Raw genomic sequence first — 22,968 nt, 5'->3', positions numbered from 1 at the left:
ACCAGACTCTTCCTAGTAACGAGAGAAACGAGAGAAAACGCCTCATGTAGGGGCGGTGCTCCGTGCCCGCCCCAGAAAATTACCAATTAATATGAGGATATTTCCACTCATAATAATTGGGAAATACAAAATTAGTAAAAGAGACTGAAATACTCACATCCAAGGATTTTACATGATGCCACCAACCCACAGGAATAAAGATAGCTTCTCCCGGTTCTAAAATTACTTCAATGATTTTCGCCTCTCTGTAAAGAGGATACTTTTCATAATCGGGATTTTCGCCATCCACCTTACTAAAAACGCCCACATGATTGTAAAGCAGAGGTGTTTGTTGGGGACAAATTAATTTAATTAATTTCCGACCCGAAACTTGCGCTAAAATTAAATTAACTGGGTCATGGTGTAGGGGCGTAATCGTACCTTTTGGACCGAACCAAAAGAAAACTCTACCGCTTGTTTCCGCAGTATTTAAGTATTCTGGGAAAATTTCGATGTCATTAAATAGAGGTTTGAATTCCGCTCTTTCCAGAGTTTGGTTGTTAGCCACCATGTAGCAGTCATTGGTGGGGCCACCATTGACCACCATATCCACGTATTCGCGGAATAATACAGTTTTTTTGTGATTTTCGATCTTAATTTCGTAATCCGGGTCTGAGTTCCGGTTAACTTGAATTTGCACCTCTGCATCGCCGTATTTTTGCTGCAAATACTCCGGTGTCCACAACTGCAACGCTTTCCAATTGTGCATGATATTGGTAATAATTACTGGCGTATTTTTGGCGTAGTAATTTTCTAGGAAATATTCTCGCGAAAGGCTGCTTTTACGTTCGATTGTCCCGTATTTTGCAGACAGGGATGCTAATTGATTGTTAATGCTAAGTTGGGATTCTAATTTCTGCAATAACTGCACGTATTGATTACCTGCTTGGAAGTAGGGGTGAGAGGATATTTCCCGGACTTCTGCTGTGGCTGTTTCTGCATCTATACCGGTACTTACTAGGGCTTGAATGATTTCGACATCGGGTTTATTTAATAATTTGTTGGCTGCTACCCACTGTCTCATGTTGTCGGGGACTTCTTTTTTGCTTGGAGTAAGTAGATTTTGCAGGTTTTGCGTCAGCCATTCTAGATTAACCTGCTGTTGGTCAGTCATGGTAATCCGCAAAGGGGGAAGTGTGATGGTTAGGGGTTGGGTATCAGGCATGATTTTGGTATGTTGTTTTGGGACTAAGTATAGCAATTTTAGCGAACCGCGAAGGCGCAAAGGGCGTGAAGGAAGATTGGGATGAAGTTTACAATTTTTGCATGATTCGGGTATGTTGTTTTGGGACTAAGTATAGCTATTTTAGCGAACCGCGAAGGCGCAAAGGGCGTGAAGGAAGATTGGGATGAAGTTTAGAATTTTTTCATGATTTTGGTATGTTGTTTTGGGACTAAGTATAGCTATTTTAGCGAACCGCGAAGGCGCAAAGGGCGCGAAGGAAGATTGGGATGAAGTTTAGAATTTTTGTCGGGGTTGTTTTTATGATTTTAACTTAGGGAGTGTTGTCTGTTCAAGTTTTCTGGCGGGGAGTGGTTTTTCCCGGATGTTTTGGTAAGTTTTATTTGAAGATTAACTATTTTTTATCCAGCTACGGGTTCCGAATTGTTGGCAGGAATCCCCAGCGATTTTGGCGGCTGCGCTGAGACTGTCTGTAAAGTTTTTTTGCAGAATGTAGTGACAAAAAGCTCCGTGAAAAATATCGCCTGCACCTAAAGTGTCTGTGGCTTGAATTTGAGGTATTTCTAGACTGCCATAGTTACCATTGTTGAGGTATAAAATCGGTTTTTCGCCACGAGTGATGGCAATATTTGGAATTCCGGCTGCTGATAAATAAGCAAACACTTCTTCTGGGTTGTAGCAGTTGGGTGGATGAAAATTATCGGAGCATATAGCCCATTCGATAAATGGTAATATTTCGTCTAATCCTGGTTTCCAACTGCCTCCGTCGAGTACCATTGGGATGTTCTGGGACTTGGCAATTTTAGCAATTTGTGTGCTGGCTAATATTTGGTGTCCGTCTATCAGGACAATATTAACTGATGTTAAAATATCTGGGTTAATTGTTTGAGTGTCAACCTGGGATTTTGTAGCATTCATCGAGATTACCGATCGCTCTCCGGTTCCTTGAGTTACAATAATTGAAGAAACTGGCGGTGGGTCCGATCGCCTCAGTCCTAAATCGATTATCCTCACATTATACTCAGCCAGGTCATTTTTAATTAATTGGGCGATCGCATGAGTGCCCAAAACCCCAGCCCATATCGCCCTATTCCCCAAATAACTAAAAGTCACCGCAGCATTCGCCGCCGGCCCACCCGCTGCAATGGTACAATCGGAAGCAACAACTTTTTGATTTTCACCAGGAGGCTTCTGGGCCAAATAAATTAAATCCAACGTCCCCAATCCCAAAAACAATCCCGTTTTCATATCTGCGTTAATCCGCGTTTATCTGCGGTGAAAAAATCTACATCTTAAAATGCAAGCAAATCCCCATACAGGAACACTTTACATCGTCGGAACCCCGATCGGCAACCTCGAAGACATGACTTTTCGCGCCATCAAAATTTTGCAAGCAGCCGACTTGATTGCCGCGGAAGATACTCGCCATACAGGTAAACTTTTGCAACATTTCCAAATCAAAACTCCCCAAATCAGCTATCACGAACATAACCGACATCAACGACTTCCAGAACTCATCGACAAACTGCTTTTAGGCAAAGATATCGCCCTAGTTACAGATGCTGGAATGCCCGGAATTTCCGACCCAGGTTCCGAGTTAGTCAAAGCTTGCGCTGATGCTAACATTAACATCATCCCCATTCCCGGAGCCTGCGCTTGCATAGTAGGAATAAGTGCATCAGGATTACCCACCGACAGATTTGTATTTGAAGGTTTCTTGCCCGCGAAAGGTCAAGAACGCCAACAAAGTTTAGAAGTTTTGCAAATAGAATCCCGCACCATTATCTTATACGAATCTCCCCACCGATTGCGACAAACTTTACAAGATTTAGCAAATAGTCTGGGAAGCGACAGACAGATTGTACTGGCGAGGGAATTGACCAAAATGCACGAAGAGTTTTGGCGTGGTAGTGTAGAAAGTGCGATCGAACTTTACACAAATAATGAACCCAAAGGAGAATTTACCCTCATCCTTGCCGGCCTCCAAACAGCAGCCCCAGTATTCTCCGAAGACGCCATCAAAGCCGAATTACAAACATTAATCAGTGAAGGAATAAGTCGTTCCCAAGCCAGCCGCCAACTAGCCCAACAAACATCCCTCCCCCGCCGCCAAATCTACCAACTCGCCCTGACACTAGACGACAATGAATTACCAGAATAAACCTCCTATCTTCTCCTCTGCGCCCTCTGCGCCCTCTGTGGTTAAATAAAAAAAGCCAGACAATCATACTAAAAACTATATGGTACGCGGAAACTACGATCGACAAAAACCATATTTAAGCAACCCCCACATCAACAAACCAATCGCCGAGATTTATGCAGACTTAGACGCCTTTAGCTGGGAAATATTCGAGGATCAACCTCACCGCTTCGATACAGTAAGTTTCTACGTCTTACTTCCCCCATTGTTTTACGAAGGAAAATTCATCAAAGGCATTTACTTCAGCGAAGGAGTCGAACTCATCAAAAAACTCTTTCCCCAACTTGAATCAGTATTTTTTGCCTTTACCTATTCTCCCGGAATCTCCTATTCTTGGGCCCCCGTAGCCGAGGCCTATTCCAGCTTGTACAAAAACCCACAGCGCGAGAAATGGTTTCGCGAAACTTATCCCGATCGCGCCCACAAACCAATTATACCACTACAAGACACCGACTTCATCAACGAATACCTAATTTCCCCTAGAAATGTCCCTGAAAAAGACATCGACTTACTAGCCGTCGCCCGCATCTCCGCAGAAAAAAACTTACCCACAATCGCCAAAGCCTTAAAAATTTACCGCCAAAAATACCCGCAAAAACCAATAAAATTAACAGTTGTCAGCGGACATGATTTTGATGCAAACAACCTCAAAACCCTCGACGAGTACGCCTTAAAAGAATGGCAGCAAGTCGAGACAATTTTAGGTAATCCCTCAGACTACATCAACCTACTGCCGAGAGTTGACTACTACAACGAAATGCCTCTGTATTATTCGCGATCAAAAGCATTTGTTCTCGGTTCCCTCCTCGAAGGAAAAAACCGAGGAATCACCGAAGCTATGAGTTGCAACGTTCCCGTAATTTGTTTCCAAGAATTCAATCAATACGCCAGAGGAAACGCACCTGTTTTCCCCGAAGGTGCAGGGCTGTATGCTAAATTCGAGCCAGAATCTTTAGCTGATACTATATATACAGTATTGGAAAATCGGACAGAATTCAAACCGCGACTTCAGTATTTAAAACATTGCGGGCGCAAAAACTTTTTCAATACTTGCATTGACAGTTTTCCTTACTACCAGCACAACATTCCTGACTACAAGCCTGGAGATGCGATTAACAATTTGTGGCTGGATTTAGCAGTTCAGCAAAACTATCAAGTTAGTTTGAATAGCTTCTTGTACGGAGGTTCACATCTTTCTCACCTGCGGGGAACAAATACAATTCAGCAACATCTCGGCGAGTTGACAAAGTTTATAGCTGAGTAAGATACCCACAGGACACGGCAATGCCCATTAGTGTCAACTTAAGCTTGAAAGCCCTAATAAATCTGGTTTTTACCTGAGTCTAGATCCCCCTAAATCCCCCTTAAGAAGGGGGACTTTGAGAAGACTCCTGTCCCCCCCTTTTTAAGGGGGGTTAGGGGGGATCTAGATTTAATAGTCAAACAGTAGTCTCTGAATGGGTTTGACGTTAAGTTGACACGAAGAAGGGCTCTTGGAGTGTCCCTACGGGGATATGTCGCACCAAAGCCGATCGCAATTGTCTAAAACCTCATAATGCGGATTTGAGATAAGTTAGTAATTTACGATACAGTAAAAACCATATTTATGGTATTATGAAATATAGTGAGTATAAAGGTTCGGGCAGACAGCAAAAAAAAGTTATTTAACTGTGATGAATTCTTGAAATTAGAGATCGTTCAGTAGGAGAAACAAAGAATGCAGGACTTGAAAGTTGTCATTATCGGTGCGGGAATTGGCGGCTTAACTGCGGGAATTGCCCTACAACAAGCTGGCTATGAAGTTGAAATTTACGATCGCGTAAAAGAACTGCGCCCCGCCGGCGCTGGCATCTCCCTATGGTCCAATGGAGTCAAAGTTCTCAACCGCCTCGGTTTAGGCGACAAAATGGCAAGCATTGGTGGACAAATGGAGCGCATGGAATACCGCACTAAAACAGGCACACTCCTGAACGACATCGATTTAATGCCACTAATTCAACAAGTGGGTCAGCGCCCCTATCCCGTTGCGCGTCGCGATTTGCAAAATATGTTGCGCTCGGCATTTCAGGGAGAAGTCAAGCTCGATCGCAAATGTATTGCTATAGAAGAAGATGAAAACAAAGTAACAGCAATTTTTGAAAATGGAGACCAAGCCCTGGGCGATTTATTAGTCGCGGCTGACGGCGTGCGCTCGATTTTGCGTACCTATGTACTGGGCTACGAAGTAGAACCCAAATACGGCGGTTATATCAACTGGAATGGGTTAGTTCCAGCCGATGCAGAACTCGCGCCGAAAAACACTTGGGCGATATATGTTGGCGAGCACAAACGGGCATCAATGATGCCAGTTGCGGGCGATAGATTTTACTTTTTCTTAGATGTTCCCTTACCCAAAGGCACTCCCGCTAATCCCGATAATTACAAAACTGAACTCAAAGAACACTTTAAAGGTTGGGCAGAACCAGTACAGTTGCTGATAGATAGGTTAGATCCCGCAGCAGTGGCGCGGCCGGAAATTCATGACGTAGGACCGATAGATTCTTTCGTTCGCGGTAAAGTAGCTTTGCTGGGAGATTCCGCCCACGCCACCTGCCCGGATCTCGGCCAAGGAGGCTGTCAAGCCATGGAAGATGGGCTGGTACTGAGTAACTACCTTTTGAGTACGAATTTGGGGGTAGAATACGCCCTCAAACGTTACGAAACCGAGCGCAAAGAGCGGGCCAATGCCGTTGTCGAAAAAGCTCGACAGCGCGCGGAACAAATACATGGCAAAGATCCCATAGTCACAGAAAAATGGTACGCGCAATTAGCCTATGAACGACCAACTGATGTCACAGATGCGATCGCCAAAGTCATCTCAGCCGGCCCGTTACACTAATAGAAACTAGCGCCCTTAGTCTGGTTAGTCTGGTTCCCAGGCTCTGCCAGGGAACCCATATCCAGAGGCTCTGCCTCGCTTTAACTGGTTTAACTGGTTCCCAGGCTCTGCCAGGGAACCGATATCCAGAGGCTCTGCCTCGCTTTTAAAACAGCAAAAATGGAGGCAGAGCCTCTGGATCTGCGTTACCAGGCAGAGCCTGGTAACGAGTTGAATATCCAGAGGCTCTTAACTGGTTCCCAGGCTCTGCCAGGGAACCAATATCCAGAGGCTCTGCCTCGCTTTTAAAACAGCAAAAATGGAGGCAGAGCCTCTGGGTCTGCGTTACCAGGCAGAGCCTGGTAACGAGTTGACGAGTAGAAATTAGCAGTTAATCAATCATTCAATAATGTCAGGAAAACTTACTACTCACGTTCTCGATACAGCTCGCGGGTGTCCGGCAGCAAATATGTCGATCGCCCTGCAATGTATTGACCAAAAATCCGGCGCAAAAACCCTGTTGAAAACTGTAACAACGAATGCCGACGGCCGCACCGCAGCCCCGTTACTATCAGAAAGCGAACTCAAACCAGGAGTTTACGAATTAGTCTTTTCCGTTGGTGAATACTTCGCGCAATCTGCCGAAAATTTACCAGAACCGCCTTTTTTAAATAGCATTCCGATTCAATTCGGCATCGCCGATATCACCGCACACTATCACGTACCTTTGCTAGTTTCCCCTTGGTCTTATAGCACCTATCGCGGTAGTTGAAGAGAAGGAAAAAGAACCCCCCTACCCCCCAGGGCTGTTTCATTCTCTTGTAGGGGCTGCCCCCCGTGGCTGCCCCAATGCCTGAAATGACGGAAAAATCCTAGGCCATGAGGGCGGGCACGCACCATCCACCGCCCCTACAAAATCATCGTTTTTTGGAGAATGAAACAGCCCTGCCCTTGGGGGGGTTCTTCTTCCTTCAATAACTACTTTCCAGTGGCTATGATGCTAATAAATCCTGAATTATGCTAACTAATTGCTTTAATTTTACAGGCTTAGTGAGATAGTGATTCGCGCCAGCTTCTAGACATCGTTCCCCATCGCCCGCCATCGCCAATGCAGTCAAGGCAATAATCGGAATATTTGCCAATTCGCGATCGCTGTGAATCTGCTTAATCGCCTCTAAACCCTGGATTACTGGCATTTGGATATCCATCATAATTAAGTCAGGAATCGATGATTTAGTGAGGGCGATCGCCTCGGCACCATTTTTCGCCACCACCATCTGATATCCCTTAGCTTTTAAGTAGCCACAAATTGTATTAACATTCGCTGGATTATCATCCACCAACAATAGCAAAGGCGAAGTTGTTACTGCAACCTTTTCCCTCAAACTATCTTCCAAATTAGACCTTTTTGAATCCACCGGCTCAGAAACCTGCATCGTCAAATTGCCTGCGGGTAAATCGAAACTAAAACAACTACCCACACCAACCTCACTCGTCACCGAAACTGTTCCCCCGTGCATAGATACCATCCGCTTCACCAGAGACAAACCCAAACCAGTACCCATATACTGACGATTCAAAGCACTATCAATTTGCACAAAAGGCTGAAACAACTTCTGAATATTTTCCGCTGTGATACCAATCCCAGTATCACTCACCGCAAACCGAATTGAACTTGATCTAGTTGGATAATTGGCCTGTGTTGGTAATATTTCGCTTGGTTGGATTGTCACCTTCAAAATCACACTGCCACCTTCAGGAGTAAACTTAATCGCATTATTGAGCAGGTTAATCAAAACTTGTCGAATCCGGCGTTCATCCAGCACTATTTCTGGGAGGTTCGCGGGAATTTTTACCTGAAGTTGAATCCTTTTTTGTAAAGCTTGCTGTTTCACCAAAGTCAAACTCGACTGACACAAACTCTCCACGGCTGTGGGACTACAATTTAATTCTACCTGTCCCGATTCTATTTTGGCAAGATCGAGAATATCATTGATTAATGATAAAAGATGATTTCCACTATGCTCAACAGTTTGCAAAGCTCGTATTTGTCGATCGTTAATCGCGCCAAAAATCTCATCCTGCAAAGCCTCTGTCATCCCCAAGATAGCGTTCAGGGGAGTTCGCAATTCATGGCTCATGTTCGCCAGAAATTCATCCTTGAGACGAGTAGCGCGGGCAAGTTCTTGGTTGGAAATAGCCAACTGTTGATTAATTTCAGTAAGTTTTGTTTCTGCTTGTTGCCGTTCTTGCAACTCCCTTTGCAACCGTTCAAAAAGATTTGCCTGCTGAATGCCGATCGCCAATTGGTTGGCAATTTGCTTAACTAAATTAATCTCCGACTCTCTCCAATAGCGGGGTCTAGAACATTGATGGATGCACAACAATCCCCACAAATTCGCTCCATCTAATAATGGCACTGCTAGATTTGCCCGCACCTGAAATTGTGCCAAAATATTGATGTGACATTCTGTCAGTCCAGAATCATAGATGTCACTGACTTTCTGAATTCTACCCTGGTGATAGTAAACAGCGTACTGTTCGCCGAAGCAATGATCGTGAATTTTATTCGCCATCACAGAATTAAATCCTGCTACCACAGATTCAGCCACAAACTCACCATCATTAAAGTTAGAATTAGAAGCAAACTGAAAAATGCCCACTCGCTCCGCATCAATTAAATGACGAATATCCTCCGTAGCCCTGGCAAAAATAGTTTGCAAATCCAGGGACTCACGGATACGTTGAGTTATTTCTCTCAGCAAAGATTCCGTTTTCACTTGTCTGTGAATCAACAAATCTTTGGCTTGTCTTTCTTTTAGTTCTAATTGCAATTGTTGATACAAATTAGATTGTTGAATAGCGATGGATAATTGGTTAGAAAGTTGTTTCATCAAATCAATTTCCCAGTTTTGCCAGTCACGAGACTCCTCGCACTGATGAGCGATTAATAATCCCCAAAGTTCCTGTTTATCCACAATGGGTAATACCAGTTTTGCCCTGACTTTGATTTGCCTTAAAAAATCTACCAAACAAGGCAAAATAAACCCATTTTCTCGATCGCTCAAAGCAAAAATTCTGCCATCTAAGTATCGCTGATAGTTCTCCTTGGGGAAAATTTCTTCGGGGAAGTTTATATTTAAAAGTTTCAGACAATGCGGTGCAACGGATTCCGCAATCGCAGCCCCTGTACCACTGGGATAGACACGATAGATCAACACTCTGTCTACCTTCAGAATCTGGCGCACTTCTCCCACTGCTGTATTCAGAATCTCTTTGAGATTCAGAGAAGCCCGTATCCGCTGAGTGATGAAGGTGAGGATGCGTTCCTGTTCTGCTTGTTGTTGCAAGCGAATTTCAGCTAGTTTGCGATGGGTAATATCTTGAAAAGTACCAAGTAATCCGACTATTTCGCCTTTGATGTTTCGCAGAGTAATCTTATTAATTTCCAGCCAAATTGTAGAACCGTCAGCCTGAAGCATTGTCTTGATAATTCCCAGTTTAGCTATACCTGATTCCATGACTTCTGCATCATCAGTTCGGTAAAAAACTGCTTCCCTTAGTCCCCAGTCAAAATCCTCATCAGTCTTGCCTAAAATTTCCTCTGGAGACGCTAAACCACCCACCTGGGCAAAATATAGATTGCAACCTAAAAAAACAAATTCTCGATTCTTCCAAAATACTCCCAGGGGAAAAGTATTGAGAACTGTTTGCAAAAATTGCTTGGATTCGCGCAAAGCTTCTTCTGCTAAGAAGCGTTCGGTAATATCCTGTCCCAGACCAATGCTAGAACCGTTAGATAAACGAATTTGAGACCAGCTAGTAATCAACTTTCGCCCGTCACGCACCTGAGTTTCAAAATCTTGCCAACTAGAATCAGCCCGAATCATGTGAGCGACTACTTTGCGATAATCATCAACATTGGGATAGCAGGATGCTAGAACATCAATTTGGTTGTATTCTTCCTGGTGCCAACCAATTACCCGCTCCATTTCTGGGTTAATCATCACTGTTTCCCCAGTGGCTGAAAACAAACCAATCATTAAGGGAATGCGATCGAAAATAGTCTGAAGTGTTTCCTTCTGTTGGCGCAACTGTTCCTCAGCTAATTTGCGATCGCTAATATCCATCACAATGCCAAACAATCGGACAACCAGATCCTCAGCATTATAAGCAGTTTGTCCCTTAGCAAAAATCCAACCTAGGGAGCCATCAGCTCGGATAATTTGCTGGTCTATTTCGTAGTGTTTACCACCTAGTTGAATAACTCCTTTGATGGTTTTACGATGATAGGCCCAGTCCGAGGGATGGAAATGCTGTCTGAGTTGCTCAAAACTCAGTTCCTGACGATCGAGATCCAATCCCAAAATCTCGAAAATCTCAGGAGAACCAGTAATCTTAGACTCGGCTAAATCAATTTCCCAATGGCCAAGACGAGCAATGTGTTGAGCTTCCTGTAGGCGAGATTCACTGCGGTGTACCTCTAGAGTCCCTTGTTGTACCCTTTGTTCTAATTCTTGATTGAGTTGGGACAGTGCTTCTTCGGCGCGTTTGCGATCGCTAATATCAGTAATTGTGCCGATATAACCCACAATCTGCCCGTTTTCGTCCCTTTCTGCCGATGCTTGCCCAAACACCCAACTGACAGTATCATCCGATCGCCCAAAGCGGTACTCTAACTTAAAAGGGCGATGTTCTAGGGCGGATTGATACCACTCGGCGCTAATCCTGTCCCGATCCTCTGGATACAAGCCTTGAATCCAACCCGTACCCAATGCTTCATCGGATGTAAGTCCAGCAATTTCACACCAGCGATCGTTGACAAACAAGCAATTACCGCTAGTATCCGTGCGGAAAATCCCCACGGGAGCAGATTGAGCCAAAGTCGCAAAACGTTTTTCGCTTTCTCGCAAATCGGCCTCCACCCGTCGTCTTTCTGCCAACTCGCTTTGTACCTGTTGGTAAGCCGTTCCCTGTTGAATGGCAATTTCTAGTTGTGTAGCCAACTGTTGCAGGAGAGTAATTTCTGTTGTCTGCCAGTGGCGGGGGGTCCGGCTTTCGGCGACGCAAAGCAAGCCCCAGAGGGTTTCTGCTTGGAAAATGGGTACTAAAATTTTGGCTCTAATTTCCAAATCTTCTAATAGTTGACGGTGGCAATCGCTGATTGGGGCCGTGTAGATATCGTCTACTACTCGAATCATTCCGCGGCGCCATTTTCCCCGCCAATCCAAACAATTGTCCTGAACATATTTGCTTTGATTTGCTGTTTGTTTATCTGCGATGGATTCTACTAGGACGATCGCGCTGGCATCTGCTTGAAACTGCCAGATGTCAGCCCGATCGCAATTTAAGAGCGATCGCACTTCTGTGACTGTGGTATTGAGGATTTCTGGTAAATCTAGGGAAGCTCGAATCTGGGAAGCGATGGTAGCAATCAGTTGTTTTTGCTCTGATTCTGCCTTCAGGGTAGCGGTGCGCTCCGATACTTGCTGCTCTAGTTCAATATTCCGATTTTCCAGCAGTGCTACTTTTTCTGCTTCTAGTCGTAACACCTTTTTTTCTAAAATTTCTGCTAATTTATATACTTCTATGGGGTTTAGCGCCTGCAAAATACTCGTCTGAGTTACAATTCCCAACAATTCACCTTCTTTGCCAGTCACCGCCAATCTACGGACTAACCGTTGTTCCATCATCTGCTGCACAGTCCACAGAGAATCCTCTGGACTCACCGCAAAAATCGGGGTGCTCATCACAGATTTTGCCAGACAGGTTTCTAAGTTTAGATTTAAAGCCTGAAATTGTACGATGTCGCGCTCAGTCACAATCCCTATGGGAATTTGCAGTTTTTGGCGATCGCTTCCTACCTTTTCTTCGACAATCATCACCGAACTGACTCGATTTTGGGCCATCAATTCGGCGATGTTCATCATTGAAACATCAGGATTGGCGCAAATCACTTCAGAGGTCATCACTTCTGTTACTAGGCGCAATCGTAACAAATCTACCGGGCGCGATGTTTGTCGCAAACTCTCGTGGGTCAAAATTCCCACCACCCGATTTTGGTCATCGAGCACTGGTAAGTGGCGGATCTGATATTGCTGAAGCAGATTCAGCGCAAAAAACAAATCGGTGAAGGCAGATGCGCCGATAGTGACCACCCCAGATGTCATTGCTTCACGGATCGGAACGCTATCTAAGGAACGTTTTTGGGTACTGAGGCGCACAATATCTCGTTCTGTGAGAATTCCCAGCAACTGATTACCTTCGACAATTAAGACGCAGCTCGATCGCGCCTCTACATGGAGTTCGTCAAGTTGGCTATCCGCGGTTTTGGAGGTGGAGCAAATGGTACGGACGCCGCTCATCTGGGCGATCGCTTCCATCACTGTAGTATCGGGTGCAACCATCAGCGGATTGCGGACGATCGCGGATGTTCGTTCGGCTGGCGTCAGGGCTGTGGCAGGTGTCAGCATTTTTGAAGGAAACTGTGCTTTAACCAATTATTACAGAATTGACAGTCCCTGGTCTAAAGATACGGAGATTCTTCTGACTTTTTGGCCTTAATATCTCTAGGTTTAAGCTTTATTTTTCCGCTAGGCGATCTAGTTTTTCTTTCAGCAACAAATCCACAAAAGAACGTATCAAAAACAAACTGCCGAATCCTGACACCACAAAAGCGGCGATCGCCTCCCTGGGATATCCACCCTTGAGCAACACTGTCCCCGCTACCAGCACAAAACCTGTCACACAGGCATAGATCAGAGTTTTTAAGGCTAAATAAATGCGTTTTAGGGCGCGCTCGTTTTCTATATTTCGCACTTTAATTTGCAATTCTCCATCCATAATCCGCTGCTCTAAACGTTTGAACAAAACTTCTGATTTGCTCGGTTGCTGCAATTTATATCTGATCAAATCTCGCGCTTGTCTTGCCAGTTCTCCCACCACATTTCCTCTACCTTTACTAATAGCAATACTCTTGACAAAAGGCTGAGCAGATGCTAGGAAATTATAATTTGGGTCGAGGGTTCTGGCAATGCCATCGAGGGTAGTCACGGACTTGAGAATAAACATCATTTGTGCAGGCATACGAAACGGTTGCTGCTCGAACATGATGTACAATTCGTTTTTAATTTCATTAAAGGCTTGAAAGTCGATCGGCTTATCAATAAACTTATCCAACAAAAAAGTAATCAGTCGGCGCACCGGCATCAGATCCGGCATCGGCTCCACTAAGCCGATGGTCATTAAAGTATCGAGTACCTCCTCAGTATCCTTTCTCATCACAGCAAAAAAAGTCTTCACCATCTGGTCTTTTTCCAAAGACTTAACCTCTGCCATCATCCCAAAATCATAAAAAATTAAACTACCATCTTCCGTAACTGCTAAATTTCCGGGATGGGGGTCTGCTTGAAAAAAACCGTCAATCAACAACTGTTTCAAGTAACAGCAAATTCCCAGTTGATTGAGCTTGACAATATCTACTCCTATGGCCTCTAAACTAAGGCGGTCATCCACTTTAATACCAGGGGCGTATTGTACAGTCAGCACTTTTTTGGTAGTGTATTGCCAATAGACTTTGGGCACAATAATCCGAGGATAGCCTTGAAAATTCTTGCCAAAGCGATCGGCATTTTTGCCTTCTTGTATATAGTCAATTTCTTGATATAAAATCTTAAAAAACTCATGATAAATAGATTCCAGGTCGTACTTGCGAATTCCAGGAAAATACTTATTGCATAAATTCATCACTTGGCGAACGGCTTTCACGTCCAAGTCAAATAATTTTTCCAATCCGGGGCGCTGCACTTTGACAACTACATCTTCTCCGGTGTGCAGTCTAGCTCTGTGCACCTGTCCGAGACTGGCGGCGGCAATGGGACAAGGGTCAAAATCGCGATACAAAGCATAAATATCTTTGCCCAACTCTGATTCTATCAGGGCGATCGCCTCTTCGGAACTAAACTCCGGCACCCGGTCTTGTAATTGTTCGAGTTCCTTGACGTACTCCAAGGGGAGCAAATCAGCCCTAGTCGAGAGAGACTGTCCGATTTTGATAAAAGTCGGGCCCAAATGCAACAAAGTATTGACTAACCAATGGGCGCGAATTCTTCTAGTATGGGCAGATTTGTTTTGCAGCAGTCCATCCCACCACAGACAAAATATAAACTTGGCGGCGGCTGCAAAAACATCTATTTGTCGTGCTAACGGTGAGTATTGAGAACGTTGCCAACGTAGGGTTTTAGGTGCAGCTTTGATGAGCATAATAAGGGAGATTCCATCGCGGGTCAGGAGTATCTACCCCCTGGAAATTGGGGTAAATTCAGAGTAAAAGATGTACGCCACAACGGATCGTTTTCCAAAATCTCTGACGGACTACTAGAGACCTCAATAGTACCATTCAAGTGCTGTACTAAACACTTTACCAGAGCTAGACCCAAACCCGTACCAGGGATAGCTTGCTGAGTAATACCTGTTCCACGCCGGAATTTTTCAAAGATGTGGGGTAAATCAGCAGCAGAAATCCCACCTCCAAAATTTGATAGTTTCATGACAATGCTGCCACTTGCTTGAGATATCTCCAACGTCACCTCAGTTCCAGCAGTGGAGTATTTGCCGGCATTGGTCAAAAGTTCCAACAAGATGCGATGGAGACTATCCTTGTCTGTTTCCAAGCGAGGTAATGGTTTCGAGAAATCCTGAGCCAAAGTTAATCCTTTAGATGTCCACTTTTGCTCAAAATCCTCAGCCAAATCTTGAATTAGACTCTTAAGCGAGACCGGAACTATAAACATGGGATCTTGTTGAGCATCAAGCTGTTTGAGTGCTAGCAAATCGCTAACCAAGTCTGTTTCTTTAGAACACTGCTGCTCTAGAATATCCAGATATTTAATCCGACTCTGCAAGGGCTGGTCTGCTTGTTTTAGCATCATAATTGCTAGCTTCATGATCGTCAAAGGAGTGCGTAACTCGTGACTGACCACGCTCAGAAACTCGTCTTGGATCAGCCTTAACTTGCGTATTTGCTCTAATTGATTGGTCGATTGTTCGTGCAGTTTTTCCTGCACATCTAGACTGTTTGCCAATTGAGTGCTTCTATATTCTAGCTGAGTTTGCAGTTCTTGGAATGTCTCAAACTCAAGTATAGCCCTGGTGACTTGAGTGGCGATTGATTCCAAAACCTCTAATTCTGCTATTTGCCAAGTGCGAGGTTCTGAGTGTTGCAATAGCAAGAAACCCAAGACAGTTTCCTGTTTCCGGGCGCCGATCAGGGGAACCAGCACCAAGGAGCGAGTGTCCTGAAGTTTCAATATTTCTACTGATTTTTGCTGTTCCTGGTTGATTATTTCCCCTGCATCAGCTAAGGCGAAGGATTGGGGGGCGCTATGGAATGCTGACTGGCACAAACTCGATTCCGATATGCTAAAATTCCTAATATTTTTGGATATTGAGTTTGTGATTTTGGTTTTATTATTCGTAGTTTTATATTTATTTTTTGTGGGATCTGTCGAGTTTTTTGGGAATGATTCAGTTTTGCTAGTTGGTGGCTTTTCTACTTTTTGTTGCTCGTATTCACAAACTAAGGCAATTGTTGTTGGACTAGGTTGATTGAGTGAGTTTATTTGTGAAACTGGTGCTGTATATTTTAATGACAGGATTTGAACTCGATCTACTTCCAGGCTTTGGCTGGTACTTGCTATCACCTGCTGCAAAATTATATCTATTTCTGCATTTTTTTCGATTTCTTGGCTAACGCTATCCAGTAGCTTTTTGTATTTAGCTTGTTGCTCTAATTTTTGGTTTAAATGGGCAATTTCTTGATTTTTTTGAATGTGGGAGATGGCGGTGGCGATCGCATCTGATGCTAACTCTAGACACTGCCGCGAAGCCGCAGACCACTCCTGGGGTTGGGTAGTAGCCATGATAATTATCCCATTAACAGCCCCGCGAAATCGCGTTGGCGATGCTAAAATCCCTCGGAAAGGAAGGGATGGGACTAAGGAATGGGACCTGTTGGGCGATCGATCGTCTTGAATGTCGGAAATCCCTAGTATTTCACCATGTGTCAGTATATTTACTAGCAGATGCTCTGGGAGTGAAATTAATAGCGAGTTTAAGATTTCTGTTTCAGGAATTTCGGATCTTTGGGTTACAACTGCTGCATCGGAAATGACTGTGGAATTGATTCGATCGCCGAAAATACCCCAGCTAGCGTTCGGAATGGCGATGCGATCGTCACTCACAGCAGCAACTAAACAGTAGTCTGCTTGACAAGCTGCTCCTAAAGTATTAGCTATCTCCAGCAGTAGCGTTTCTTCATGAAAGCTTGTCGCGATAATTTGGCAAATTTGTCGCCCGATTTGAGCAGGATCGACCTGGTACTGCATTATTCGATCCAGAAATTTTTGGACTGATACTGGTTCTGTGATTTGCTGTAATTGCAACATACAAGACTCTGAGGGCGATCGGTCGATCGGATCACAGTCTTGACTTCCCTGATAATTTGTCATGGCAGCCAAGCCTTTATTTTAAGATGTTTGAGCCTGCGATCGCTGCAAATATAGAAGCTATCCGGTATTATTATCCAGCTTTTGTCGTGACTGCTTGGTGACACCCCTCTCCAAAACCTGTGATGTTGCCTATTTTAGTCTGTGATTCTAGCAAATTTATTTTGTGATCCAAGTCTATCGACTGAGTGATTGCGATCGCACAAATTAATTATATCTCATAAATAATTATGGCACTATCTAAAAAAAACAAACTTTTAGTCGAAAAATCTTGTTAAGCCCTACTGGACTGGATCTTAACTGGGTTCAAGCCGGATTTTGTGAGGCTGTACACCTTACCTATTTTGTGCTTCCTGTTGGGCTTTTTCGCTATTTTGGCGATAAAGTGCCACCCGGTTGCTAGCCGTTGTGAAACGGGGATGTTTGGATGGTACCGAGGCCATTAAATCCGAAGCTTGCTGCCACTTAGCGGCCACAACTAACCAATCCGGTCGTGATTGGGCACTTTTGCCTTCGGCGGCTGCTTGTTCTGCCAACCGCACGGCTTGTGCAAAAGAGTCGGAGTTTCCAGTCTCGCGAGCAATTTTCTGTGGAGGAGTCGGCCCGGAGGGAATCGGAGTAACAGTAGCTTGGGTAGTAGCGGCTGTAGTATTGAGCGATGGAGAATTGAAACCTTTGTAGATAGCTGCAACGGCGACGAGTAACAACACGCTCAGGGCGATACCACCAATGATGCCGCGCTGAAATTGCCGCGGTTCCTGCATCGACCATCGATGCTGTTTTGCCATTTTGGGCAAAGCCGGTTGCTGACCTTGGCGCTCGGTTTGGGCGATGGCGAAACGCCGCCAAAAATGGACTTTTCTCAGTTTAATTTCTTGACACCACAGGAGTTGATTTTCCGGGTCCCGGCGAATTTCTTCCAGCCACAGCAGTTGATGTTCTCGGACAATCCGGCTGTTGATATTGACTCGGCGAATATTTCGGGGCGAAAGTTGCTCCAAAATTTCCCGGATGCGGGAGACCAAGCTAGACTGTTCTAGCAAATCGGCGGTGGCCGACTCGCACAGCAGTTGGAGCACCCCATCGGCAAACACGGCTCTAGTTCTAACGCCTATCTGTGCAAGTCGATCGTTGAGGATTTGAATAATCGCTGCCACAGACCCCTCGCGGGCTTGTCGGGCAATATCATCTACTGTATTCACCATAAAGAGTTGACGCTTAGCAATCTGTTAATTTTTAACCAAACTTTCGGAGCTAAATTTTTATTCATACAGATTACCATTGACACTCCCAGGTTAAAATAGATATCTGACTTGACAGCATGACTAAAGCATCTTTGAGGCTAACTGAAAATAAACTATGGGTAAAGTAATTAGCGGTCAAATTTTTGTGGTAGATGACAACATCGATACAGATCAAATTATCCCAGCCGAATACCTGACTTTGGTTCCCTCGAAGCCGGATGAGTACGATAAACTTGGCAGTTACGCCATGATTGGGTTGCCCGATCGCTATGGTAAGTTTATGGAACCGGGTGAAATGAAAACCCGCTATCAGATTATCATTGCTGGGGAAAATTTTGGCTGCGGTTCTTCGCGAGAACACGCTCCCATCGCTCTTGGGGCTGCTGGGGTGAAAGCTGTAGTAGCTTTGTCCTATGCCCGCATTTTCTTCCGCAATTGTTCGGCTACTGGTGAATTATATCCGATCGAATCAGCCGATCGACTCTGCGATTTGTTTGCTACTGGCCAAGAAGTGACCATCGACTTTACAGCAGAGCAAATTATCAACCATACTCTAGATTGTACCTATGACCTCAAACCTTTAGGAGAAGTAGGCCCAGTCATTGATGCCGGCGGACTCTTTGCTTACGCACGTCAGACGGGAATGATTGCTAGTCGTTAACTGCTAACTGTTAACTGTTGAGGGTTGACCTTCAGCCGACAGCTAACAGTCAACAATTAAGATTTTAAGGCGATCGCCGTGACAATTGTCCACCCATCAACTAAGAGTAACAGCAGGGTACATAAGAGCAAAATCAAATACATCCAAGGCTGAGACAAAGGGCGGACATCTCTAGTATCAATGCCTGTTTTTGCTTCAACTAAACGGACTAATTTGGCAAATCCTGCAACTCGCATGGGTAACAAATAACCCTCTCCCGAATGACTCAAAAAATAATAAACTAAACCACCTTGACCAGTCGATCGAGGTTTAAGAGCTTTGACCTCTGTCCAAGCTAAAGACCAACCTCTGCGAAATACTTTGGGAAACCAGTTGGGATAAGTTACTTGAATTTCCTCGTCATTCACAATTACCCTTTCGCTAAGTACGCCATACAAACCCACAGCACCGACCACAATTCCCGCCCAAATAATATTAGCAGGCACCGGTGCTGCCGTTGCTGCGGACAAAAAAGGTAAGGGAATTGTTAAGGCTGCATACAAACTCAAAAGGGTGATTCTAATTAAAGGAGAAAGTCGGAATACCGCAGGTTCAAATAGGGGAGTAGAGGATAATGGCGATTCCATCGGTGGTACTGACATGATTGAACTTTGAACGGGTTTTATAGCAAGATTATCGGCGATCGGGCAAAAGTCTGTACAAAAAACTGCTCTTACCAATTTCAGATCGAGTAAGAGCAGATTTTGTACAAGGTTTATTTGTTAAATGGAAAATTTATTAACTTCCGATCCCTGAGAAGTCCCCAATCCTAGAACTACCTTAATCGACGGCTGTTAACGCCGGTACTGTTAAAGGCTCTGAGGTTTCTTTAGATTTGGAGCGGGCTGTAGTTGAGGCGCGATCGATCTTACTTTCCGGTCTCGATCTGGTAGCATTGATAGGAGAATAGGGTCCTTCATTAATCTGCAAGCGATCGCAAGGGATGGTATCAGACAAAATTGCACTCGCCATCATCCCAGTGTGAATTTCCAACATTGCTGCTGTCATTGCTTCAAACACTAAGCGCTGTCCGGGAAACACCACTCGTTCAAAATACCAGTTAGGAATGTTGGTGATGCGGGAAATTTGAATTTGACTGGTGGCGTTGACGTAGCAGCACAGAATTTTGCTGTCGGCGTCTGAGGGTAGTGGGTCAAGAATTTGAGCCATAACTGGTAGAGAGCCTTGGATAAAAGTTTTCGTTATCTTTCAAAATTAACACTTTGCGATCCCGCATTGTTGTAATGCGGACTACCAATTCCTTAGCACCTTAAGAGACCATAGTGCCGATAGAGGCAGAAAAAACGCGATATTAAGTGCGATCGTCAATTTTTTATCAACCTTAGCTGTAATTTATTTAAAAATTCCGTCTTTTATCGTCCTCCAACTCAGCCACACCAACAAGCTCAGCTTTGATCGGCTTAGGAAAATTTTAAAATATTTAATCTTAAATTACCAAAATTAGAGAGATTGTAAAGTTATATTAAAAGAATATTAACACAGTCAAAAAACTAGCAATTTAGGATGTGGCAATCATGGAAAACCGAGAAAACCGAGTCCTGTATGTTCGCCTCCCTTGTAATCCCATTTTCCCGATCGGAGTTGTGTACCTTTCCGATCACGTCCACAAGCTGTTTCCCGATGTCCAACAACGGATTTTCGATGTAGGTGCAGTACCGCCCTTAGATTACGCCAAGGCTCTCGACGCCGCCGTCGATGAATTTCAACCAACCCTCCTAGTTTTCTCCTGGCGAGACATTCAAATTTACGCACCTGTCGGCGGTAGAGGCGGCAATCCCCTGCAAAATGCCTTTGAGTTTTACTACGCCAACAATCCCCTAATTAAAATGCGGGGAGCATTGGGAGGATTGCGTTTAGCCGTGTCTTACTATACCGAACTCTGGCGCAATTTGGGGTTGGTGAAGCGGGGATTGCATCGCGCCCGCAAATACCGTCCCGAAGCTCGTGCAGTCGTCGGTGGCGGTGCTGTGAGCGTGTTTTACGAGCAGTTGGGACGCAGTTTACCCAAGGGGACTGTGGTTTCGGTGGGGGAAGGCGAGGCGCTGCTGGAGAAGTTGATTAAAGGCGAGGATTTAGCCCAGGAAAGGTGTTATGTCGTAGGTGAGACAGTCCCGCGCGATCGACTAATTCACGAAAAGCCCGCCAACATCGAAAAAACTGCCTGTAATTATCAGTACATCGAGACCATTTGGCCAGAATTTTCCTATTATCTACAGGATAGGGACTTCTACATCGGCGTCCAAACCAAGCGCGGCTGTCCCCACAACTGCTGTTACTGCATTTACACGGTGATTGAAGGTAAGCAAGTGCGGATCAATCCGGCCGATGAGGTGGTGGCGGAGATTAGACAATTGTACGATCGAGGTATCCGCAATTTCTGGTTTACCGACGCTCAATTTATCCCCGCCCGCAAATTCATTGATGACGCCGTTGAACTCTTGCAAAAAATCATCGACGCCGGCATGACAGACATCCACTGGGCTGCTTACATCCGTGCGGACAATCTCACACCACAATTGTGCGATTTGATGGTAAAAACGGGGATGAATTACTTTGAAATCGGCATCACCAGCGGTTCCCAAGAATTAGTTCGCAAAATGCGTATGGGTTATAATTTGCGAGTAGTTTTGGAAAATTGCCGCGATTTAAAAGCCGCCGGTTTCAACGATGTTGTTTCCGTAAACTACTCCTTTAATGTGATGGATGAAACCTTTGAAACCATCCGCCAAACCATTGCTTATCACCGGGAATTGGAGCGGATTTTTGGAGCGGACAAAGTAGAGCCAGCAATTTTCTTTATCGGGTTACAGCCCCACACCATTTTGGAAGAATACGCCTTTAAACAGGAGATTTTACAACCTGGTTATGACCCGATGAGTTTGATGCCTTGGACAGCACGAAAATTGCTGTGGAATCCTGAGCCTTTGGGTTCGTTTTTCGGTCAAATTTGTTTGGAAGCTTGGCAGCGAAATTCCAATGATTTCGGCAGAGAAGTGATGGCTATTTTGGAGGAAAAATTGGGTTGTGCTGATTTAGAAGAGGCTTTGAGTGCTCCGGTAGAAGTTAAACAAAAACAGCTAACATCGGTTAGTTAATCACAGGTTAGTAGTCAGGAGTTTAGTCCTGAAAATGGGGAAAAGGAAATCATATAAATTTTCTATTTCCCCGATTTTTTGATACATATCAACGGCCAAGGCTGGGACACAGGAATTATCAGAAATTTATCATAAACCCACGCCAGGGCAGATTACCAACCTTGCGGACTTGTTGTTACACAAATTAGGAGCTAAAAACCATGAGTTTTATTGACCCTAGAACAGATTTTGCCTTTAAAAAAATATTTGCTTCAGCCGAAAGCAAACCCATTCTGATTAGTTTTCTCAATGGCTTGATTTATCAAGGCAATCCCACTATTCAAGATTTGCAAATTATCGATCCCTATCAAGCCGGAAAATTAATGGGCTTGAAAGACACCTACTTAGATGTCAAAGCAACTCTCGATAACGGCACGATTGTTGTCATCGAAATGCAAGTTTTGAATGTGAAAGCTTTTGAAAAAAGAATTGCCTACAATGCAGCGAAAGCCTATGCCAATCAACTGATGACTGGTAAAGGATACCTACAATTAGACCCGGTAATTGCGTTGACAATTACCGATTTTACTTTGTTTAATAACACCAATAAAGTAATTTCTCGCTTTTCTTTTAGGGAGGAGGAAGAACATTTTGATTATCTGTTTCCGGTGATGACTCTAATTTTTGTGGAATTACCGAAATTCAATAAATCTCTTGCCGAGTTAGAATCTCTGGCTGACAAGTGGATTTATTTTATCAAGGAAGCGCCAAGTTTGGAAATGGTTCCAGAATCCTTGGAAACTAATTCAGCAATTCAGCAAGCTTTCAGTATTGCTAACAGTACAAATCTCAGCAGGCAGGAATTAGATGAATTGGAGGCGCAGATGTTTTATTTCCAAGATCAACAGAGGTTTAGAGAAGAAGCTTTAGAAGCAGGGTTACAGCAGGGTTTGCAGCAGGGGTTACAGCAGGGAAAAAGCAATCTGGTGCTGCGTTTGCTAACACAAAAACTCGGAACTTTGGACGAGTCAATCCAAGCTAGAGTTTTACAGTTGTCCAGCGCTCAGTTAGATAGTTTAACCGAATCTTTGTTTGATTTTAATACGGTAGATAATCTGGTGAATTGGTTGCAATGAAAAAATAGC

General features: G+C 44.3%; 15 protein-coding genes. 7 read left to right on the top strand and 8 right to left on the bottom strand.

Annotated features, from left to right (window positions below; all coding sequences use genetic code 11):
• Positions 1–79: 79 nt before the first annotated feature.
• Together P2A85_RS27400 and P2A85_RS27395 are read right to left on the bottom strand one after the other, a co-directional pair.
• Positions 80–1,204 carry a cupin-like domain-containing protein gene (locus tag P2A85_RS27400; protein WP_377476621.1) on the bottom strand — a complete coding sequence of 375 codons (1,125 nt, stop codon included), beginning with the start codon at positions 1,202–1,204 and terminating at the stop codon, positions 80–82.
• 408 nt (positions 1,205–1,612) lie between these two features.
• Positions 1,613–2,470 carry a PfkB family carbohydrate kinase gene (locus P2A85_RS27395; protein WP_377476619.1) on the bottom strand — a complete coding sequence of 286 codons (858 nt, stop codon included), beginning with the start codon at positions 2,468–2,470 and terminating at the stop codon, positions 1,613–1,615.
• A gap of 49 nt (positions 2,471–2,519) precedes the next feature.
• Between P2A85_RS27395 and rsmI the strand changes: the two genes are divergently transcribed.
• The 4 genes from rsmI (at position 2,520) to uraH (ending at position 7,051) form a co-directional block, all read left to right on the top strand.
• Positions 2,520–3,383, top strand: a complete 864-nt coding sequence (gene rsmI / locus P2A85_RS27390; RefSeq protein WP_377476618.1) for a 16S rRNA (cytidine(1402)-2'-O)-methyltransferase — start codon at positions 2,520–2,522, stop codon at positions 3,381–3,383.
• 79 nt (positions 3,384–3,462) lie between these two features.
• On the top strand, positions 3,463–4,686 hold the full coding sequence (locus P2A85_RS27385; protein WP_377476617.1) for a glycosyltransferase: 1,224 nt from the start codon (positions 3,463–3,465) through the stop codon (positions 4,684–4,686).
• Between the two features lie 453 nt (positions 4,687–5,139).
• On the top strand, positions 5,140–6,300 hold the full coding sequence (gene hpxO / locus P2A85_RS27380; protein WP_377476616.1) for an FAD-dependent urate hydroxylase HpxO: 1,161 nt from the start codon (positions 5,140–5,142) through the stop codon (positions 6,298–6,300).
• A gap of 388 nt (positions 6,301–6,688) precedes the next feature.
• A complete protein-coding gene (gene uraH, locus P2A85_RS27375; protein ID WP_340550032.1) occupies positions 6,689–7,051 on the top strand; it encodes a hydroxyisourate hydrolase in 363 nt (120 codons plus the stop codon).
• A gap of 220 nt (positions 7,052–7,271) precedes the next feature.
• On the opposite strand, the gene P2A85_RS27370 is transcribed toward uraH, so the two are convergent.
• The 4 genes from P2A85_RS27370 to P2A85_RS27355 all read right to left on the bottom strand — a co-directional run bounded on the left by P2A85_RS27370 (position 7,272) and on the right by P2A85_RS27355 (position 17,989).
• Positions 7,272–12,752: a GAF domain-containing protein gene (locus tag P2A85_RS27370; protein WP_377476615.1), complete on the bottom strand. Its 5,481-nt coding sequence runs from the start codon at positions 12,750–12,752 to the stop codon at positions 7,272–7,274.
• Positions 12,753–12,861: 109 nt separating this feature from the next.
• Complete coding sequence (locus P2A85_RS27365; RefSeq protein WP_377476613.1) at positions 12,862–14,541, bottom strand: ABC1 kinase family protein; 1,680 nt, start codon at positions 14,539–14,541, stop codon at positions 12,862–12,864.
• A gap of 23 nt (positions 14,542–14,564) precedes the next feature.
• Positions 14,565–16,787: an ATP-binding protein gene (locus P2A85_RS27360; protein ID WP_377476612.1), complete on the bottom strand. Its 2,223-nt coding sequence runs from the start codon at positions 16,785–16,787 to the stop codon at positions 14,565–14,567.
• A 332-nt stretch (positions 16,788–17,119) separates the two neighbouring features.
• Positions 17,120–17,989, bottom strand: a complete 870-nt coding sequence (locus P2A85_RS27355; RefSeq protein WP_377476611.1) for a hypothetical protein — start codon at positions 17,987–17,989, stop codon at positions 17,120–17,122.
• 154 nt (positions 17,990–18,143) lie between these two features.
• Here P2A85_RS27355 and P2A85_RS27350 point away from each other — a divergent pair, with 154 nt between their 5' ends.
• The gene (locus tag P2A85_RS27350; protein WP_377476609.1) at positions 18,144–18,689 is read left to right on the top strand and encodes a 3-isopropylmalate dehydratase; all 546 of its coding nucleotides are present in this window, start codon (positions 18,144–18,146) and stop codon (positions 18,687–18,689) included.
• A 56-nt stretch (positions 18,690–18,745) separates the two neighbouring features.
• Here the strand turns inward: P2A85_RS27350 and P2A85_RS27345 are convergent, their stop codons facing one another.
• Positions 18,746–19,330 (bottom strand): hypothetical protein, encoded by a 585-nt coding sequence (locus tag P2A85_RS27345; RefSeq protein WP_377476608.1) that lies wholly within the window; start codon positions 19,328–19,330, stop codon positions 18,746–18,748.
• A 178-nt stretch (positions 19,331–19,508) separates the two neighbouring features.
• The gene (locus P2A85_RS27340) at positions 19,509–19,898 is read right to left on the bottom strand and encodes a DUF1830 domain-containing protein (RefSeq protein ID WP_340518671.1); all 390 of its coding nucleotides are present in this window, start codon (positions 19,896–19,898) and stop codon (positions 19,509–19,511) included.
• A gap of 365 nt (positions 19,899–20,263) precedes the next feature.
• Here P2A85_RS27340 and P2A85_RS27335 point away from each other — a divergent pair, with 365 nt between their 5' ends.
• Together P2A85_RS27335 and P2A85_RS27330 are read left to right on the top strand one after the other, a co-directional pair.
• Entirely contained in the window at positions 20,264–21,844 is a 1,581-nt protein-coding gene (locus P2A85_RS27335) for a photosystem II high light acclimation radical SAM protein (RefSeq protein ID WP_377476607.1), read from the top strand.
• 200 nt (positions 21,845–22,044) lie between these two features.
• Entirely contained in the window at positions 22,045–22,959 is a 915-nt protein-coding gene (locus P2A85_RS27330; protein WP_377476606.1) for an Rpn family recombination-promoting nuclease/putative transposase, read from the top strand.
• The last annotated feature ends 9 nt before the right edge of the window (positions 22,960–22,968 follow it).

The sequence above is a fragment of the Microcoleus anatoxicus genome, from assembly GCF_042465725.1.
Lineage (GTDB): Bacteria > Cyanobacteriota > Cyanobacteriia > Cyanobacteriales > Microcoleaceae > Microcoleus > Microcoleus anatoxicus.
Note: the sequence above shows the minus strand (reverse complement) of the source record. Positions and strands in the feature narration are given on the sequence as shown.

Bases quoted from the DNA above. Each gene is read 5' to 3' on its own strand.
- hpxO (WP_377476616.1), top strand. From the start codon at position 5,140: ATGCAGGACTTGAAAGTTGTCATTATCGGTGCGGGAATTGGCGGCTTA.
- P2A85_RS27330 (WP_377476606.1), top strand. From the start codon at position 22,045: ATGAGTTTTATTGACCCTAGAACAGATTTTGCCTTTAAAAAAATATTT.
- P2A85_RS27400 (WP_377476621.1), bottom strand. From the start codon at position 1,204: ATGCCTGATACCCAACCCCTAACCATCACACTTCCCCCTTTGCGGATT.
- P2A85_RS27345 (WP_377476608.1), bottom strand. From the start codon at position 19,330: ATGTCAGTACCACCGATGGAATCGCCATTATCCTCTACTCCCCTATTT.
- P2A85_RS27335 (WP_377476607.1), top strand. From the start codon at position 20,264: ATGGAAAACCGAGAAAACCGAGTCCTGTATGTTCGCCTCCCTTGTAAT.
- P2A85_RS27350 (WP_377476609.1), top strand. From the start codon at position 18,144: ATGGGTAAAGTAATTAGCGGTCAAATTTTTGTGGTAGATGACAACATC.
- P2A85_RS27385 (WP_377476617.1), top strand. From the start codon at position 3,463: ATGGTACGCGGAAACTACGATCGACAAAAACCATATTTAAGCAACCCC.
- P2A85_RS27395 (WP_377476619.1), bottom strand. From the start codon at position 2,470: ATGAAAACGGGATTGTTTTTGGGATTGGGGACGTTGGATTTAATTTAT.
- uraH (WP_340550032.1), top strand. From the start codon at position 6,689: ATGTCAGGAAAACTTACTACTCACGTTCTCGATACAGCTCGCGGGTGT.
- P2A85_RS27360 (WP_377476612.1), bottom strand. From the start codon at position 16,787: ATGACAAATTATCAGGGAAGTCAAGACTGTGATCCGATCGACCGATCG.
- P2A85_RS27340 (WP_340518671.1), bottom strand. From the start codon at position 19,898: ATGGCTCAAATTCTTGACCCACTACCCTCAGACGCCGACAGCAAAATT.
- P2A85_RS27370 (WP_377476615.1), bottom strand. From the start codon at position 12,752: ATGCTGACACCTGCCACAGCCCTGACGCCAGCCGAACGAACATCCGCG.
- P2A85_RS27365 (WP_377476613.1), bottom strand. From the start codon at position 14,541: ATGCTCATCAAAGCTGCACCTAAAACCCTACGTTGGCAACGTTCTCAA.
- rsmI (WP_377476618.1), top strand. From the start codon at position 2,520: ATGCAAGCAAATCCCCATACAGGAACACTTTACATCGTCGGAACCCCG.
- P2A85_RS27355 (WP_377476611.1), bottom strand. From the start codon at position 17,989: ATGGTGAATACAGTAGATGATATTGCCCGACAAGCCCGCGAGGGGTCT.